We start from the raw sequence: 16,594 nt of genomic DNA on the forward strand, positions 1-16,594 counted from the left end.
TGACCTCGGCATGAACAACATTCTAAAGATCGGTATGATCGCGGGCCTGCTGTTAGCAGGCCCCACCTTTGGCGCAGATAACATTACCCGCGCCGACCAGATTCCACAGTTACATGAAGACCCGCAGCATCCTACCGTCAGTGAACGCGTCACTTCGCGTTTCACCCGTTCTCACTATCGCCAGTTCGATCTGAATCAGGATTTCTCTGCGAAAATTTTTGATCGCTACCTGAATCTGCTCGACTACAACCATAACGTGTTGTTGGCTTCAGACATCGCGCAATACGCCGATAAGAAAACCACGTTGGGTGATGAACTGCGCAGCGGTAAGCTGGATGTGTTCTACGATCTCTACAATCTGGCGCAGAAACGCCGCTTCGAGCGCTATCAATATGCGCTAAGCGTGCTGAATCGCCCGATGAATTTCACCGGCAATGACACCATCGACATTGACCGTGCAAAATCACCCTGGCCGAAAAACAGCGATGAGCTGAACGCGTTGTGGGATGCCAAAGTTAAATATGACGAGCTGAGCCTGAAACTGGCCGGTAAAGATGACAAAGAGATTCGTGAAACGCTGACTAAGCGTTACAACTTTGCCATTCGTCGCCTGGCGCAGAGCAACAGTGAAGATGTGTTCCAGCTGGCGATGACCGCCTTTGCGCACGAAATCGACCCGCACACCAACTATCTTTCACCGCGTAATACCGAACAGTTCAACACCGAGATGAGCCTGTCGCTGGAAGGTATCGGTGCCGTGCTGCAGATGGACGATGATTACACGGTCATCAACTCCATGGTGGCTGGCGGACCGGCCGCGAAAAGCAAATCCATCAGCGTGGGCGACCGCATTGTCGGTGTTGCCCAGCCAGGTAAGCCAATGGAAGATGTGATTGGCTGGCGTCTGGATGATGTGGTGTCCAAAATCAAAGGACCGAAAGGCAGCAAAGTGCGCCTGGAAATCCTGCCTGCTGGCAAGGGCACCAAAACCCGCACCGTGACACTGACGCGTGAAAAGATCCGTCTTGAAGATCGCGCGGTGAAAGGCACCGTACATAACGTCGGTAAAGAGAAAGTCGGCGTACTGGATATTCCAGGCTTCTACGTTGGCCTGACTGACGATGTAAAAGTGCAGCTGCAAAAACTGCAGAAGCAGAACGTCGACAGCATCGTGATTGATTTGCGTACCAACGGCGGCGGTGCGCTCACCGAAGCCGTATCACTGTCGGGTCTGTTTATCCCAAGTGGCCCAGTGGTGCAGGTCCGTGACAACAACGGTCGCGTGCGCCAGGACAGCGATAACGACGGTATCGTTTATTACAAAGGTCCGCTGGTGGTGCTTGTCGATCGTTTCAGTGCTTCCGCATCTGAAATCTTTGCCGCAGCGATGCAGGATTACGGCCGTGCGCTGATTGTGGGTGAACCGACCTTTGGTAAAGGCACCGTGCAGCAGTATCGTTCGCTCAACCGCATCTATGATCAGATGCTGCGTCCTGAATGGCCGGCGCTGGGCTCAGTGCAATATACCATCCAGAAGTTCTATCGCATTAACGGTGGCAGTACTCAGCGTAAAGGCGTCACGCCGGACCTGCTGATGCCAACTGGCGTAGAAGCGGCGGAAACCGGTGAGAAGTTCGAGGACAACGCGCTGCCATGGGATAGCGTGAATGCCGCGACTTACACCAAAACCGGTGATATCACCGCGCTGGTACCGCAGCTGACCAAAGAGCACGCCGATCGTATCGCTAAAGATCGCGAGTTCCAGTACATCATGAAAGATATTGCGCGCTTTGACGCGATGAAAGACAAACGCAATATTGTGTCGCTCAATCTTGCTCAACGTGAGAAAGAGAACCACGAAGATGATGCACTGCGTCTGGAACGCATTAACGCGCGCTACCAGGCGGAAGGCAAAGCCCCGCTGAAGAGCATTGAAGATTTGCCGAAAGACTACAAAGAGCCAGACCCGTATCTGGACGAAACCGTGAAAATTGCCAACGACATGGCACAGCTGGAGAAAACCCAGCCTGCTGCCGAAGGCGCGAAATAAATTTTCGCTGAATAAAAGCACCGCTCCGGCGGTGTTTTTTTTGCACCAAAGGTATTGTTCATTGTGGCTAATGGGCAGAATTGCGCACATCATTACCAAATGTAAAGTTATGTCTTTTTAGACACTTAAAGATTAAGGTTGCTTGAAAACCTGCGCAATGGACATAGGATGTATATCCGCGCATGAGCGCGAGCACAACTGAGGAAGATTAACGTTTATGATGCGTATTGCGCTTTTCCTGGTCACCAACCTGGCGGTGATGTTGGTATTCGGACTGATTCTGAGTCTGACAGGAATTCAGTCAAGCAGTGTTCAGGGTCTGATGATTATGGCAGGTCTGTTTGGCTTTGGCGGTGCGTTTGTTTCACTGCTGATGTCTAAATGGATGGCGTTGCGCTCCGTCGGCGGTGAAGTGATTCAACAACCCCGTAACGAGACAGAACGCTGGCTGATGGATACCGTCAGTCGCCAGGCTCAACAGTCCGGCATTGCGATGCCGCAAGTGGCGATCTATCACGCGCCAGATATTAATGCCTTTGCTACCGGTGCACGTCGTGACGCCTCACTGGTTGCGGTCTCGACCGGCTTGCTGCAGAACATGAGCCGTGATGAAGCGGAAGCGGTGCTGGCGCACGAAATCGCCCACATCGCTAACGGTGACATGATCACCATGACGCTGATTCAGGGTGTGGTGAACACCTTCGTGATCTTCATTTCGCGTATTATCGCGCAGGTAGCATCGGGCTTCCTGTCGGGTAACCGTGACGGTGAAGAGAGCAGCAACGGTAACCCGCTGGTCTATTTTGCGGTCGCGACCGTGCTGGAACTGGTGTTCGGCATTCTCGCCAGCATCATCACCATGTGGTTCTCACGTCACCGTGAATTCCACGCGGATGCAGGTTCAGCCAAACTGGTGGGCCGCGAGAAGATGATTGCCGCTCTGCAGCGTTTGAAAACCAGCTACGAGCCGCAGGAGCCAAGCAGCATGATGGCATTCTGCATTAACGGCAAAAGCAAATCGTTGAGCGAATTATTTATGTCGCATCCGCCGCTCGATAAGCGTATCGAAGCGTTGCGTAACGGTGACTATCTGAAATAATGGTTTGGCTGTTGCAATAAACAAAGGTGCCCAATTGGGCACCTTTGTTGTTTTATGACTTCACCGTCTGACTCGATTGCGTCATCCGAGACATACTGACGACGGCTGCCACCGTGGCGAAACTACCCGCCAGAACCAGTGATGCATGTGTTCCGCTGTCGTTAAACAGATTGAACATCAATGCAACCAGTGCTGCACCGCTGCTCTGACCGACCAAACGCGCCGTCCCTAACATACCGCTGGCGCCACCGCTGCGATGGCGCGGGGCAGAGGAGATAATCGTGTGATTATTTGGAGACTGGAACAGGCCAAAGCCCGCACCGCAAAGCATCATTCGCCAGATAATATCAATATCGGTGGGTTGTGAAGGCAGCAGTGCCAGTAAGAACAGACCCGCCGCAAAAATTGCCAGCCCCAGGCCACCCAATAATCCCGCATGGACTTTCTCAATCAACCGGCCAGCAATGGGTGCCAGCACCATGGTGGCCAGCGGCCAGGGTGTGAGCAGCAACCCGGTTGCCACTTCATCCCGTCCCAGCACGTTTTGCAGGAAGAATGGCAGCGAAACCATAGCCAGCATCTGCGCACAGAACGAGCAAATCGAAGTGCACATCGACAACGAAAAAATGGGGATGCGCAGCAAATCCACCGGCAGTAGCGGCACTGGCATCGCCAACTGGCGACGAACAAACACCACGCCCACCAACACCAGTGCGACGACTTCCGCCAGAATGAGCCAGTGATCCTGCCCCTGTGAGAACCCGCTGAGGGCCGATATGAGCAGGCCAAAGAACAGGGCGTTCATGATGGCACTGGGAACATCGAACTTCTGCTGTTTAGCTTTCTGCGTGTTATCTGGCAGAAAACGCAGCGCCAGCCACAGTGCCACAATGCCCAGCGGCACGTTGATCAGGAATAACCATTTCCAGCTGGCGATGGAGAGAATCGCGGCTGCCACCGTTGGGCCCGCAGCGCTCGACACCGCGACGATCAGCGAGTTAATCGCCATACCGCGGCCGAGAAAACGCTGCGGATAGATAATACGAATCAGCGCTGTGTTCACACTCATCAGTGCCGCGCCGCCAAAACCCTGCAGGATACGCGCCACGGTAAGCATATTGAGTGAAGAGGAGAGGGCGCAGAACAGTGAAGTGGCGATAAACAACGCCAGCCCTACCTGATAAACACGGCGATAGCCCAGCATATCGCCCAGAAAGGAGAGCGACAGTAACGAGATAACAATGGCGATTTGGTAGGCGTTAACAATCCAGATTGATTCCGCCGGACTGGCATTCAGTTCGCGTGCAATGGTGGGTAACGCAACGTTAGCAATGGCACCATCCAGCACTGCCATCATGATGCCTAACGCAATAGTGATAATCGCGCCGTACCGCTGCGGAACAGGTAATCCATCCTGAGAGACTGTAGGGGACATAAATGAAATAAATGAAGGAAGTGAATATCATCATGCTAATCAATTTTGTGACGGAAAGCACCGCATTCATTGACAAAAAATTACGAAGGAATGTGTCGCAGATTGCCAGTCGTTGCCGCCGTTGGGCTGAAACGCATATACTGGCGCTTCTGTTCCGTTTTTTTTGAAACACCGTCAAAAAAGGATACGCGCAATGGCGAGCAGTGATAACGATAAACAGCCAGACTCCGTCTCTTCGGTAATGAAAGTGTTCGGCATTTTGCAGGCGTTAGGCGAAGATCGTGATCATGGTATCACCGAGCTGTCGCAACGCGTGATGATGTCAAAAAGCACGGTTTACCGCTTTCTGCAAACCATGAAATCATTGGGTTACGTCGCGCAGGAAGGGGAAAGTGAAAAATATTCGCTGACGCTCAAGCTGTTTGAATTGGGTGCCAGGGCACTACAAAACGTCGACCTGATTCGTAGTGCCGATGTCGAAATGCGAGAACTGTCGCGTTTGACCAAAGAAACCATCCACCTGGGTGCGCTGGAAGAAGACAGCATTGTCTATATCCATAAAATTGATTCGCTGTATAACCTGCGCATGTACTCGCGCATCGGGCGTCGCAACCCGCTGCATACCACCGCCATCGGTAAAGTGTTACTGGCATGGCGCGATCGCACTGAAGTTCAGGCAATCCTGAGCGAAGTCGAGTTTCGTCGTAGTACCGCCAACACCATCGTCAGTGCTGAAGCGCTGCTTGAGGTATTAGATCAGGTAAAAGTGCAGGGTTTCGGTGAAGATAATGAAGAGCAGGAAGAGGGCTTACGCTGTATCGCTGTGCCGGTTTTCGACCGCTTCGGCGTGGTGATCGCGGGATTGAGCATCTCGTTCCCAACAATCCGATTCTCTGAAGAAGCAAAAAACGAGTATGTGGCGATGCTGCATCGTGCCGCGCGCAATATTTCCGACCAGTTGGGTTACCACGACTACCCATTCTGAATAGCAGAACGGGCTGTCGCCAGCCCGTTTAAATCACTAATTATCTACCACTTCGCCACTTTTCTTCAGCAGTGGACAATCGGTGACACCCACAATACCACTGTCGGTATGCAGATATTGCGCGGTGATCATGCCGCGTGCAGTGAGATAGCTACACTGTAAGCCCAGTCCAGCGGCGTTTTTGTTGCTTCCGGTCAGTACGCCATAGCCGGTAAACAGCATCCCTAACCAGACTACTGCCACCACGATTATCGCCCGAATGAATAGTTTCATTTTATCTCCTTGTGATACACAACGCAGCTATCCTGAAGTCGCTGCGATTTCTATAGTAGTAGCATGACGCGTCCTGCTCATGAAATCGATCAGAGATAACTGAAAGCCATCAAGATGCGGGATAATCTGCTTTCCACCGGCAACCATTATCTTTTCCGCACACAACGAGTAGAATCAGCGGCGGTGTAAGTGTTTTATGTTTGACAATAGAGGCAGTTATGAACGAGTTAGCCGCAAATACCAGTCCGCTGTTCAGTTATGGTGTACTGGCCATCATTATTGTTGTGGCCTTGATAGCCTGGTTCTTCGTTAACCGGGCCAGCATGCGCGCCAGTGAACAGATTCGTTTGCTGGAAGCACTGCTGGAAGAGCAGAAAAAACAGAATGCATTGTTGCGCCGCCTGGCGGATGCTCAACCTGCCACAGCAAAACAGCAGGAGGAAGAAGACGCCGTAGAACAGCGCGACTTCATCCGTATGATTCCAGAACGTTAAACACATGATGGAGCAGTAATGGCCTGGCAAAATCCCTGGTTCGACGCAACGCTGGCGCATCACACGCCAGAAGGTTTCCGCAATCCGGAACCGGAATTGCGCCAGCCAGGGGATTTGCAGCGCTGGCGGCGGGAGCGCAAAGCGGACCATTTGCCGCTGCCGCCTCAGGCCGGCTATCCGGCATTCATTGCCCGCTGGTATCAGGAAAGCGATCTGGGCGGTGATGACGATCGCGTCTGGTGGTTAGGTCATGCCGCCGTGTTGATGCGGCTCAATCGCCGCTATATTCTCATCGACCCGGCACTCTCTGCGCGTGCTTCACCGCTGCCGTTTGCTGGACCACAGCGTAAAACGCCCGCTCCGCTCCATATTGCACAGTTGCCACATCTCGACGTGGTTCTGATTTCGCACAATCACTACGACCATCTCGATCGACCTACGGTAAAGCGCATCGCACGTCATTTCCCGGATGCGCAATTTGTTGTGCCGCTGGGTATGGGAACCTGGTGCCGCAAACGTGGCGTGCGTCATGTCACCGAACGCGACTGGTGGCAATCCATTGATATCGCAGGAGTGACGCTGACTGCCGTACCCGCGCGGCACTGGAGCATGCGAACTTTCTGGGATCGTAATCGCTCACTGTGGTGTGGCTGGGTGGTGCGAAACCAGAGTGTGAGTTTTTGGTTTTCAGGTGACAGTGGCTATAGCGAAAACCTGTTAGAAATTGCTGAACGTCTTGGGCCCTTTAATCTTGCCGCGTTGCCCATTGGCGCTTATGCACCAAAATGGTTCATGCGCGGTCAACATATGGACCCCGATCAGGCGGTGCGTTTATGGCAGGCGATAGGGCGTCCGTTAACGCTGCCGATCCACTGGGGTGTGTTTGAACTGGCGGATGATCCTTTAGATGAACCCCCTGCCGCTTTGGCGCAAGCAATGCAATCCGCGGGAGAATTGGACTCACGCTTTATGCCATGGAGAATAGGCACCAGCCGAAGCTTGCAGAATAGCGATTCAGATGTGTCCTAAGCCCGATTTGTTAAATCAAGCGTCGCAGTGCGTTTTTTTAACATTTAATTGTAGAGTCGTTAGTTAAAAATAAGATAACCGCCAAAACGAGCGTGCATATATTTGGGGCAAGAGCGCTTATATTTTCCTGATTTTGGTGCAAAACAATTAATGACTTGTACTTAATAAATCGGCTTGTACAAGTTTTGCTCAGTGCACGAATGTTGCATTCCACGTTAATTTTTTGGCGAAATATTTTATCAATGCCATATTAATGCAATACTTATTGCGTAGCCTTGACCGCTTTAATTGTGCTGGTTTAGATTGCGTCGCTACGCTTGACTAATGTAAGTACTGGCGCTAACTACTCTGACATATAACATTTTTTTGTGCAGTTATTCCGTCATCTGTCAATATGCTAATGGCAGAAGAGTGCAGAGCAACGGCCAATTATGTGCGTCATGTCGATCACCGTTTAAAAATGGCTTGCCATTAATTTGCGGATATGTGATAACGACTCTTGGGTCAAACGAGGTACAGTTCTGTTTATGTATGGCATCTTCAGTAAAGAAGTTACGAGTAAAGACGTTGACGTTGAATTCCGCTTCCTTGCCGAACCTTAAATTAGTGCCTCATTCAGTAACGTCTCTGGTTTATCTGTAAGACTGCCTTCGGGCAATATAAACAATCAAAGGAATTTGCAAAAATGGCAAAGATTAAAGGTCAGGTTAAGTGGTTCAACGAGTCTAAAGGTTTTGGTTTCATTACTCCTGCTGACGGCAGCAAAGACGTGTTCGTACACTTCTCTGCAATCCAGGGTAACGGCTTCAAAACTCTGGCTGAAGGCCAGGCTGTTGAGTTCGAAATTCAGGACGGCCAGAAAGGTCCAGCTGCAGTAAACGTTACTGCTATCTGATTTCGTTCTCAGACTCGGTGCCATGCGCCGCTGACACGAATTGTAAAGCCCTGGTCTCTGACCGGGGCTTTTCTTTTATCCTTTCTGTTGCCAGACGATCAGGGTAAACTGCGCGCGAATCGTGAACCCGGAGTTGTCTATGTCTTTGATTTGCCCCCTTTGCCAGCAACATTTGCACCAGCAAGCCAACAGCTTCCGCTGCGATGCAGGTCACCAATTCGATCAGGCTAAAGAAGGGTACGTTAATTTGTTGCCGGTGCAGCATAAAGGCTCAAAGGAACCGGGTGACAGTGCGGAAATGCTGCTGGCCCGTCGCGCATTTCTTGATGCAGGCCACTATCAGCCATTGCGCGATGCAGTGGCGCAACATCTGGCACAGCGCCTGAATGGCCAGGCGGCACAAATATTGGATATTGGCTGTGGCGAGGGTTACTACACCGCAGCAATGGCAGAAGCCCTTCCGCAGGCGCAGTTGTTTGGCCTGGATGTGGCGAAAGCGGCGATTCGCATGGCGGCTAAACGTTATCGCACGGTGAAATTTTGTGTCGCCTCCAGCCAGCGTTTACCCTTTGCTGATGCATCGCTGGAGGGCATTGTGCGCATCTATGCTCCCTGTAATGAAACCGAACTGAACCGGGTGGTGAAAACGGGCGGCTATCTGCTGACGGTGACGCCGGGTCCACATCATCTGCAGCAGTTCAAGGCGCTGATTTATCGTGAAGTGCAGCTGCACGCGGCAGAAGAAAAGGCTTACGAAGGTTTTAGCCAGGTCGGCCAACACAATCTACGTTATGAGATGACGTTAAATGGGGCCGAAGCGGTGAGCTTGCTGCAGATGACGCCTTTTGCCTGGCGCGCGCGCGAAGAAGTCTGGCAACAGCTGGTGGCAGCCGATAGCTTTAGCTGCGATGCCGACTTCATGCTGACGCTATGGCAGCGCACTTAACGCGCTTCCACCAGCGTATTGTAGATACGTTCCAGGTCGTCGAGCTGTTGCACTGCAATCAGCAGGCGACGCTGTTCCAGTTGCATGACTAAAATGCCATCCTCAGACAAGTTCATACTTTGAATGCGACGATAGTCGATCCACACGCTGCCGAAGAACAGTCCCTCTGTCTTCATCAACAATTTCGGCGTGCGTAGCCAGAATAGCCAGATCGCCATAAAGCATAACACCATCAGCAGCGTGGTGGTGAGCTGCGGGCCATGGTTGCTGACGTTATTCCACAGCAGAATCAGCAGTAACACGATAAAAATACCGCTGTCGATCTTATGGCGACGACGCAGCGCGACACGCAATTTGGTCGGCCCCTTGCGCCGCGGCAGGATAGCGTCATCGTAAATCGCGAACAGGGCGAAAGCGATGATCAGCAGGGCAATCAGAGCGTCAGTCAGTGACATTACATTTTCTTCCTCAACCGAATTTACCTCAACGTTGGCGCTCAGGTAACTTCGCTGAAAACTGCCGGGAGCCGAAGCCCCCGGCGAGATGATTACAGACCGAGCAGGCCGATCCAGTAACCAAAGATACCCAGGGCAAAGAAGCCCACAATAATCCACAGTGCGTTAACTTTACGGCGCAGCAGCCACATACAGCCGAAGGTCAGCAGCAGCGGGATTAAGCCCGGCATCAGCTGATCGAGGATCGATTGAACGGTGGTCACGGTGGTTTTGCCGGTGTGATCGGTAATGCGCGACACCACAAGCGGCACGTTCACGTGTGTCCACTTGTTGACCAGCGCCCCCATGACAAACAGGCCGAGAATCGACGCCCCCTCCGTGAGCTTTTGCAGGAAGCCGCCGCCCATATCGCTGACGATATCCACGCCTTTACGATAACCGTACGCCACACCGTAATAACGCGTCAGCATACGCACGGCGTTAAACAGAATGAAGAACAGCAGAGGGCCCAGCAGGCTGCCGCTCATCGCGATACCGGCACCGAGTGCGGCAAACACCGGACGCACCGTACCCCAGAAGATCGGGTCACCTACGCCCGCCAGCGGTCCCATCAGGCCGACTTTGATGCCGTTAATCGCCGCATCATCAATCGCCGCGCCGTTAGCACGTTGCTCTTCCATCGCCATGGTAACGCCGAGCACCGGCGCCGCAACGTACGGATGGGTGTTGAAGAACTCCAGATGGCGTTTAATCGCCTGTTTACGATCGTCATTGTTCTCAGGATAGAGGCGACGAATCACCGGCACCATTGAGAAGCAGAAGCCCAGCGCCTGCATGCGTTCAAAGTTCCATGAACCCTGAAACAGGTTAGAGCGGATGAACACACCACGGACATCGCTCGGGGTGAGTTTCTTTTGCGTGTTAGTTGTATCAACCATGATTTCACCTGTTCCTAGTCGAGTTCGTTGTCGAGGTCATTGTGTGCAGGACCGGCAGCGGCCGCGCCTGCTGTACGGTTATATTTCGGCGCCAGCTGGATATACAGCACCGCCATGACCACACCAATTACGCCCAGAGCAACCAGGTTGAAGTTGGTGAAGGCCGCCGTCACAAAGCCCAGATAGAAGAACGGCATCAGGTAGCCTGCGCGCATCATGTTAATGACCATCGCGTAACCGACCACCACGATCATGCCACCGGCGATGTTCAGACCGTTGGTGACCACTTCTGGAATGGAGCTCAACAGTTCCTGTACCACGCTGGTACCCACTGAAATCGCCACAATCAGGGCTGGAATTGCAATACGCATCGCCTGCAATACCAGTGCAGAGACGTGAATCCAGCTGATGGCGCTCAGATTACCTTTCTCGGCGGCCTTATCGGCAGCGTGCTGGAAGGCAACGGTGATGGTACGGACGATGATGGTCAGAACCTGGCCGGCTGCCGCCAGTGGAATCGCCAGTGCGATACCCGCACCAACACTTTGGCCACCTGCGATAACCAGAATGGTCGAAATGATGGAGGCCAGTGCCGCATCGGGTGCAACTGCCGCACCGATGTTCATCCAGCCCAGCGCGATCATTTCCAGGGTACCACCGATGATGATACCGGTTTTCATGTCACCCAGAACCGCACCAATCAAGGTACAGGCCACCAGTGGACGGTGGAACTGGAACTCATCAAGAATCGAACCCATCCCGGCAATACAAGCCACAATAAATATCAGGATGATTTGTAGCGTGGTTATTTCCATTGCTTTTCTCCTCAGCAAGGTCTCAAGTATTCGCCCGCCAGCGCAGGCAAAAGCGAACTACTGATTGACCTTGGCAATCAGGTCCATCATTTTCAGTCTTGGGTCGTTTGAAACTTTACGCACTTCCAACTCAATACCGCGTTCATTCAGTTTACGGAAGGCTTCAATGTCCTTCTGATCGACCGAAACTGCGTTGTTGACCTGGGTTTTACCCTGTTTGTATGCCATGCCGCCGATGTTGACCGACTTGATATCCACGCCTTGTTCAACAATCCGTTCCACATCGGTTGGATTGGTGAACAGCAGCATCACGCGGTCACGGCCATATTTCGGGTTGTTCCACACGCGGATCATCTTGGCAATATCCACCACGTGTGCTGTCACGCCAGGAGGGGCCACCTGCGTCAGCAGCGTTTTACGCACATGGTCATTAGCCACTTCATCACTGACGACGATGATGCGAGTCACGTTGGTCTCTTTGGTCCAGCGGGTTGCCACCTGGCCGTGAATTAAACGGTCATCGATGCGCGCCAGGCCGATCTTCATGTGCTCGCCCGGTGCCAAAGGCTTTTGCGGTTGCGCCGGGGCTTGTGCGGCAACGGGTGCTGCAGCTTCCGGGGTAGGGGTTTCGGTCTTGAGGGCTTTAACACCTTCGCGGCCGGCTTCCACGGCAATATGAATCAATTCCTCAAAGGATGGATTATCATCGCGGCCCATCAGGGTTTCCACCAGCATCGGGATGTTCACCCCGGCGATGACGTCATAATCCGGCTTGTCCACCACAATGCGGCTGGCCGCGTTGAATGGGCTGCCGCCCCAGGTATCCACCAGGAACAGCACGCCTTTCGACGTGTCGAGTTCTGCCAGTCTCGCCTGATACTTTTCGATTAGCGTTTCTGCATTTTCGCCGGGCACGAAATCAATCCATCCGACATTTTCCTGCTCACCCAACAACATTTCTGCTGTTTTAAGCAGCTGTTCTGCCGCCCAGCCATGTGTACCAATTACAATAGCAATGGTCACTTGCTACCTCCGTTCGCATGAGAGATTCTCTGGCATTGCCGGGAATCATTGAGAATTACCGTTGTTGATTCAGGTGGATCGTTTAGGTCTAAGATGAAGAGTCGCATCAATAAATGTTCCGAAACTGTCCGCTGCACAGCAGTAAGGTCGCGATTTATTTTAGTGTGCGAAAAAATAATTTATGTGATGTTTGTCAGCTATTTCGAGCGTAACGCTGCAAAATTGCATTTATGTTCGTTATTCCTGCGTTTGTGCAGTTGTTTGTAAATGTAATAAAATTTTTTGACGTTGTTGATGTAACTGATACATTAGCGTTCTGTTTAATATTCAGGAGTATCGGGCTTCAGCTCACCTATATGGACCGTCACCGACGTCGCTCAACATGTTCTCAGCGCTTTCTGGCGCACACTACAACGCTCTTCAGCGTGACCTCATTTGCTAACGATCTCTCGTCTCGCTTCACCGCGCAGGCTCAATCTCGTTCGCCCCTCTGTGTTGTAAGGAGTCATTGATGGAATTTCTCTTCGACCCCTCAATTTGGGCGGGTTTGCTAACGCTGATCGTGCTGGAGATCGTTCTCGGCATCGACAACCTGGTGTTCATCGCCATCCTGGCGGACAAGTTGCCACCGAAACAGCGTGATAAAGCGCGTTTGATCGGTCTGTCACTCGCTCTCGTGATGCGATTGGGCCTGCTGTCGCTGATTTCCTGGATTGTGACATTGACGCGACCCCTATTCAGCGTAGGCGATTTCAGTTTTTCCGGGCGAGATTTAATTCTGTTGTTCGGTGGTTTGTTCCTGTTATTCAAGGGAACCATGGAACTGCATGAGCGGTTGGAAAACCGCGGCATGGAACATCAGGGCAACAAAGGTTATGCCAGCTTCTGGGCCGTGGTGATCCAGATTGTGGTGCTGGACGCGGTATTCTCGCTTGATGCGGTAATTACCGCAGTGGGGATGGTCAACCATCTGCCGGTGATGATGACCGCCGTGGTGATCGCCATGGGTGTGATGCTGTTGGCTTCGAAGCCGTTGACCAACTTCGTCAATGCCCATCCGACGGTCGTGGTGCTGTGCTTAAGCTTCCTGCTGATGATTGGTTTGTCATTGGTGGCGGAAGGCTTCGGTTTCCACATTCCGAAAGGCTATCTGTACGCCGCAATTGGCTTCTCGATTGTGATTGAGCTGTTCAACCAAATTGCGCGTCGTAACTTTATTCGCCATCAGGAACATCGGCCGATGCGAGAACGCACCGCTGAAGCGATCTTGCGCCTGATGGGCGGTCGCCAGCGTCATCAGCCGGTAACCACTGAAGAAGCTTCGTTGACGCAGGCGATGCCACAGGAAGCATTTAAAGACGAAGAGCGTTATATGATCAACGGCGTGTTGACGCTGTCACAGCGCTCCATTCGTAGCATCATGACGCCACGCGGCAATATCTCATGGGTGGATGCTGAACGTCCGGTGGATGAAATCCGTATTCAGCTCCTCGACACGCCGCACAGTTTGTTCCCGGTATGTCGCGGTGAGCTGGATGAGATCATCGGCGTGGTGCGTGCTAAAGAACTGCTGGTGGCGCTGGAGCATGGTATGGACGTGGCGACGTTTGCTGCTACCACTCCGGCGATAGTGGTGCCTGAAACGCTGGATCCGATCAACCTGCTGGGCGTACTGCGCCGCGCTAAAGGCAGCTTTGTCATCGTCACCAACGAATTTGGTGTGGTGCAAGGTTTGATTACCCCACTGGACGTGCTGGAAGCGATTGCCGGTGAGTTCCCGGATGAAGATGAAACGCCCGATATTATCGCGGATGGTGATGGCTGGTTAGTGAAGGGCGGTACCGATCTGCACTCACTGCAGCAGTTGCTCGACCACCATGAGCTGGTGGATCGGGAAGAAGATCATGCCTCGCTGGCGGGTCTGTTGATTGCCCAGAAAGGCCAACTGCCGCAGCCTGGTGAGATCATCGACCTGCCGCCGCTGCATTTCCAAATCATTGAGGCTACGGATTATCGTATCGACCTGGTGCGCGTAACCAAAGATAAGCCGCATGAAGATGAAGAGCATGAGGCGTAAGCGCTAAGTTAATTGTCATCGAAAAGGCCGATATCCACGATATCGGCCTTTTTTATTTCTGTGACCCGTCCTAAATAGCGTTGGCACATTTTACTCACTCACTGAGGGAGATGTGATTAAGCAGTAAGTGTTTCGCCATAAATGGCGTTGACACCTTTCACACTCACACTGAGAAATAGGTAATGAACGAATAGGTTGAACGCACAACGCGATTGACCCATTCCAGGTACAGCGCTATGCAGACCGCAAAAATGCCACATGAAGCCGGTAAAGGGGGATGAGGAGTAAAGCGTACGCCGCAGGGATGCGGCGTCCGAGGCTACAGGGATGTATTCACGCCGTCTTTACGGAACATCCCCCTTTACCGGCTGGAACGCACCACCAGGCATAGCAATCGAACGCACCATCAAACAGAGCAATCCAACTCAGCATCAGACACAACAATCCAACCCAACATCAGGCCCTAAGATGCGCCTGATGCTGCTCCAGCCACACAGGGAAATCTTCGATGGGCATTGGACGGGCGTAATAATAGCCCTGTAAATGATCCACGCCGCGCTCACGCAGATAGTGTGCCTGCTCCGCGGTTTCCACACCCTCAGCCACTAACGCAATGTTCAAACGCTGCGCCAGCGAAATCACCATATCTGTCACCGTGGCGTTAATCGCGTCGGTACCGATGGCCGCAGTGAAAATCTTGTCAATTTTTAGCACGTCTGGCTTCAGGTCTTTCAGGTAAGCGAGGGAACTGTGTCCGGTGCCGAAATCATCAATCGCCAGGCGCACGCCAATCTCATGCAGTTGCGACACCACGGATTGATCGATCACCGGCAGCGCATCGCGCTCGGTCAACTCGACCACCAGCTTCGGCAGCGGGTTAGCGGGCCACCAGATACTTTGCAGATCCTCGACAATCGCACGATCGCGGAAATGGCTGGCGGCAACGTTAATCGCAATATGAAAAGAAGAACATTGCGGCAGGTTAGGCAACTCATTCACCACTTTGGCTAACACAAAGCGCGTCAGTGGTGCTATCAGGTTCTGACGCTCAGCTAGCGGGATAAACACATCCGGCGCAACCCAGCCTTGACGCGCATTGTGCCAGCGCAGCAACAACTCCATGCCATCGCACTCACCACTTTTGGCATTGATCAGCGGCTGACAGTAAACCATAAATTCATTCGCGGTAATGCCATAGCTGATTTGCCAGCTGAGGCTCATGCGGTTCGCGGTGGCTAACCAAACGATATAACCCATCAGCAAGCTCAGCAACACTGCGAGCGGCAATTGGGAAGGCAGCGTATGCAACGCCAGACGTGCCGGAGAAGGGCCATACAAGGTAATGCTGTAGGGGTAACGCAGTGAAGCCTGATCAAAAGCCACTTCATCTTCCGATGGCACTGTCTCTTCAATCAACGGATTGCCATATTCCAGACTCTGTCCGCCGACATTAAAAATAGCCCGTTCGACCCAGGGTAACTGCGGCTCCAGCAGATAATTTGTCATCAATTCCACATTGATAACCTGCAGCAGCCCATCGCGATTATCCAGCGATTTGGGTGTCCACAGCAGCAAGACCGGTGAGCCTTTCAGCAGGTAATTATCGGTGGTCAGCATCATGCGCTGATTATTAATCGCCAACTCCGGATAGGTCTGACTAAACGAAATATTGCGCGGGCCATAAATACTGGAGCAGTAAATACTGTCGTCCTGCACCAGCAGGATGGTGCGCACGGTCTGCAATGACGAGATCTTTTCGATCAACGGATAGCGAACTTGCGCGCAAGGCACGCCAACCAGCCCAAGCGTGTTATTGGCGGAGACATCCAGCGGGGAGAACATACGGTCAAAGCGCTCAATGGCGCGGCTGGCAAAATTCAGGGACTGCTGCTCAATACGCGATTTCTCTTCGATATAACGAAAAGTCAGCGTGAGAATCAGAACCAGCGCCGCGATCACCAACGCAATAAGCAAACGCTTACGGCGGAATTGACCGACAAATTGCTGGGGAATGAGCATCAGTAACCACCTTGCAAAACAAAAATTGAAGCCAAATTAACGTGTAGGTTATCGGCATTGA

16 protein-coding genes are annotated in these 16,594 nt (G+C 52.5%); 9 read left to right on the top strand and 7 right to left on the bottom strand.

The window, feature by feature from the left end; translation table 11 throughout:
* Window positions 1-10: 10 nt before the first annotated feature.
* Both prc and htpX read left to right on the top strand, forming a co-directional pair.
* Complete coding sequence (prc, locus tag F3J37_RS05615) at window positions 11-2,050, top strand: carboxy terminal-processing peptidase (protein ID WP_034828701.1); 2,040 nt, start codon at window positions 11-13, stop codon at window positions 2,048-2,050.
* A gap of 217 nt (window positions 2,051-2,267) precedes the next feature.
* The gene (gene htpX / locus F3J37_RS05620) at window positions 2,268-3,149 is read left to right on the top strand and encodes a protease HtpX (protein ID WP_038646563.1); all 882 of its coding nucleotides are present in this window, start codon (window positions 2,268-2,270) and stop codon (window positions 3,147-3,149) included.
* Between the two features lie 52 nt (window positions 3,150-3,201).
* Here the strand turns inward: htpX and F3J37_RS05625 are convergent, their stop codons facing one another.
* Window positions 3,202-4,584 carry an MFS transporter gene (locus tag F3J37_RS05625; RefSeq protein ID WP_166932312.1) on the bottom strand — a complete coding sequence of 461 codons (1,383 nt, stop codon included), beginning with the start codon at window positions 4,582-4,584 and terminating at the stop codon, window positions 3,202-3,204.
* Window positions 4,585-4,777: 193 nt separating this feature from the next.
* On the opposite strand from F3J37_RS05625, the gene kdgR reads away from it, so the two are divergent.
* Window positions 4,778-5,569 carry a DNA-binding transcriptional regulator KdgR gene (gene kdgR / locus F3J37_RS05630; RefSeq protein ID WP_034828705.1) on the top strand — a complete coding sequence of 264 codons (792 nt, stop codon included), beginning with the start codon at window positions 4,778-4,780 and terminating at the stop codon, window positions 5,567-5,569.
* 36 nt (window positions 5,570-5,605) lie between these two features.
* On the opposite strand, the gene F3J37_RS05635 is transcribed toward kdgR, so the two are convergent.
* The gene (locus F3J37_RS05635; RefSeq protein ID WP_034828706.1) at window positions 5,606-5,842 is read right to left on the bottom strand and encodes a YobH family protein; all 237 of its coding nucleotides are present in this window, start codon (window positions 5,840-5,842) and stop codon (window positions 5,606-5,608) included.
* 218 nt (window positions 5,843-6,060) lie between these two features.
* On the opposite strand from F3J37_RS05635, the gene F3J37_RS05640 reads away from it, so the two are divergent.
* From F3J37_RS05640 to rlmA, 5 genes are all read left to right on the top strand, one after another.
* On the top strand, window positions 6,061-6,336 hold the full coding sequence (locus F3J37_RS05640; RefSeq protein ID WP_034828707.1) for a YebO family protein: 276 nt from the start codon (window positions 6,061-6,063) through the stop codon (window positions 6,334-6,336).
* A gap of 18 nt (window positions 6,337-6,354) precedes the next feature.
* The gene (locus F3J37_RS05645) at window positions 6,355-7,365 is read left to right on the top strand and encodes an MBL fold metallo-hydrolase (RefSeq protein ID WP_166932314.1); all 1,011 of its coding nucleotides are present in this window, start codon (window positions 6,355-6,357) and stop codon (window positions 7,363-7,365) included.
* Window positions 7,366-7,892: 527 nt separating this feature from the next.
* Window positions 7,893-7,967 (top strand): DUF2627 domain-containing protein, encoded by a 75-nt coding sequence (locus F3J37_RS05650; RefSeq protein WP_128599124.1) that lies wholly within the window; start codon window positions 7,893-7,895, stop codon window positions 7,965-7,967.
* A gap of 83 nt (window positions 7,968-8,050) precedes the next feature.
* Window positions 8,051-8,260 carry a transcription antiterminator/RNA stability regulator CspE gene (cspE, locus tag F3J37_RS05655; RefSeq protein WP_034828712.1) on the top strand — a complete coding sequence of 70 codons (210 nt, stop codon included), beginning with the start codon at window positions 8,051-8,053 and terminating at the stop codon, window positions 8,258-8,260.
* 139 nt (window positions 8,261-8,399) lie between these two features.
* Window positions 8,400-9,206 carry a 23S rRNA (guanine(745)-N(1))-methyltransferase gene (gene rlmA, locus F3J37_RS05660; RefSeq protein WP_166932316.1) on the top strand — a complete coding sequence of 269 codons (807 nt, stop codon included), beginning with the start codon at window positions 8,400-8,402 and terminating at the stop codon, window positions 9,204-9,206.
* Here the strand turns inward: rlmA and F3J37_RS05665 are convergent.
* From F3J37_RS05665 to manX, 4 genes are all read right to left on the bottom strand, one after another.
* Entirely contained in the window at window positions 9,203-9,661 is a 459-nt protein-coding gene (locus F3J37_RS05665; RefSeq protein ID WP_058960161.1) for a DUF986 family protein, read from the bottom strand. The two genes, rlmA and F3J37_RS05665, sit on opposite strands and share 4 nt — an antisense overlap.
* A 92-nt stretch (window positions 9,662-9,753) precedes the next feature.
* Window positions 9,754-10,599, bottom strand: a complete 846-nt coding sequence (locus F3J37_RS05670) for a PTS mannose transporter subunit IID (protein WP_038646579.1) — start codon at window positions 10,597-10,599, stop codon at window positions 9,754-9,756.
* A 14-nt stretch (window positions 10,600-10,613) separates the two neighbouring features.
* Window positions 10,614-11,414, bottom strand: coding sequence for a PTS mannose/fructose/sorbose transporter subunit IIC (locus tag F3J37_RS05675; protein WP_034828717.1), 801 nt, complete (start codon window positions 11,412-11,414; stop codon window positions 10,614-10,616).
* Between the two features lie 57 nt (window positions 11,415-11,471).
* Window positions 11,472-12,437 (bottom strand): PTS mannose transporter subunit IIAB, encoded by a 966-nt coding sequence (manX, locus tag F3J37_RS05680; protein ID WP_166932318.1) that lies wholly within the window; start codon window positions 12,435-12,437, stop codon window positions 11,472-11,474.
* Window positions 12,438-12,948: 511 nt separating this feature from the next.
* Here manX and F3J37_RS05685 point away from each other — a divergent pair.
* Window positions 12,949-14,514, top strand: a complete 1,566-nt coding sequence (locus F3J37_RS05685; RefSeq protein WP_034828721.1) for a TerC family protein — start codon at window positions 12,949-12,951, stop codon at window positions 14,512-14,514.
* Window positions 14,515-14,970: 456 nt separating this feature from the next.
* Here the strand turns inward: F3J37_RS05685 and pdeD are convergent, their stop codons facing one another.
* Window positions 14,971-16,533: a cyclic di-3',5'-guanosine monophosphate phosphodiesterase PdeD gene (pdeD, locus tag F3J37_RS05690; protein WP_166932320.1), complete on the bottom strand. Its 1,563-nt coding sequence runs from the start codon at window positions 16,531-16,533 to the stop codon at window positions 14,971-14,973.
* Window positions 16,534-16,594 lie beyond the last annotated feature (61 nt).

The sequence above is a fragment of the Candidatus Pantoea communis genome (assembly GCF_011752685.1).
Taxonomy (GTDB): Bacteria; Pseudomonadota; Gammaproteobacteria; order Enterobacterales; family Enterobacteriaceae; genus Pantoea; species Pantoea communis.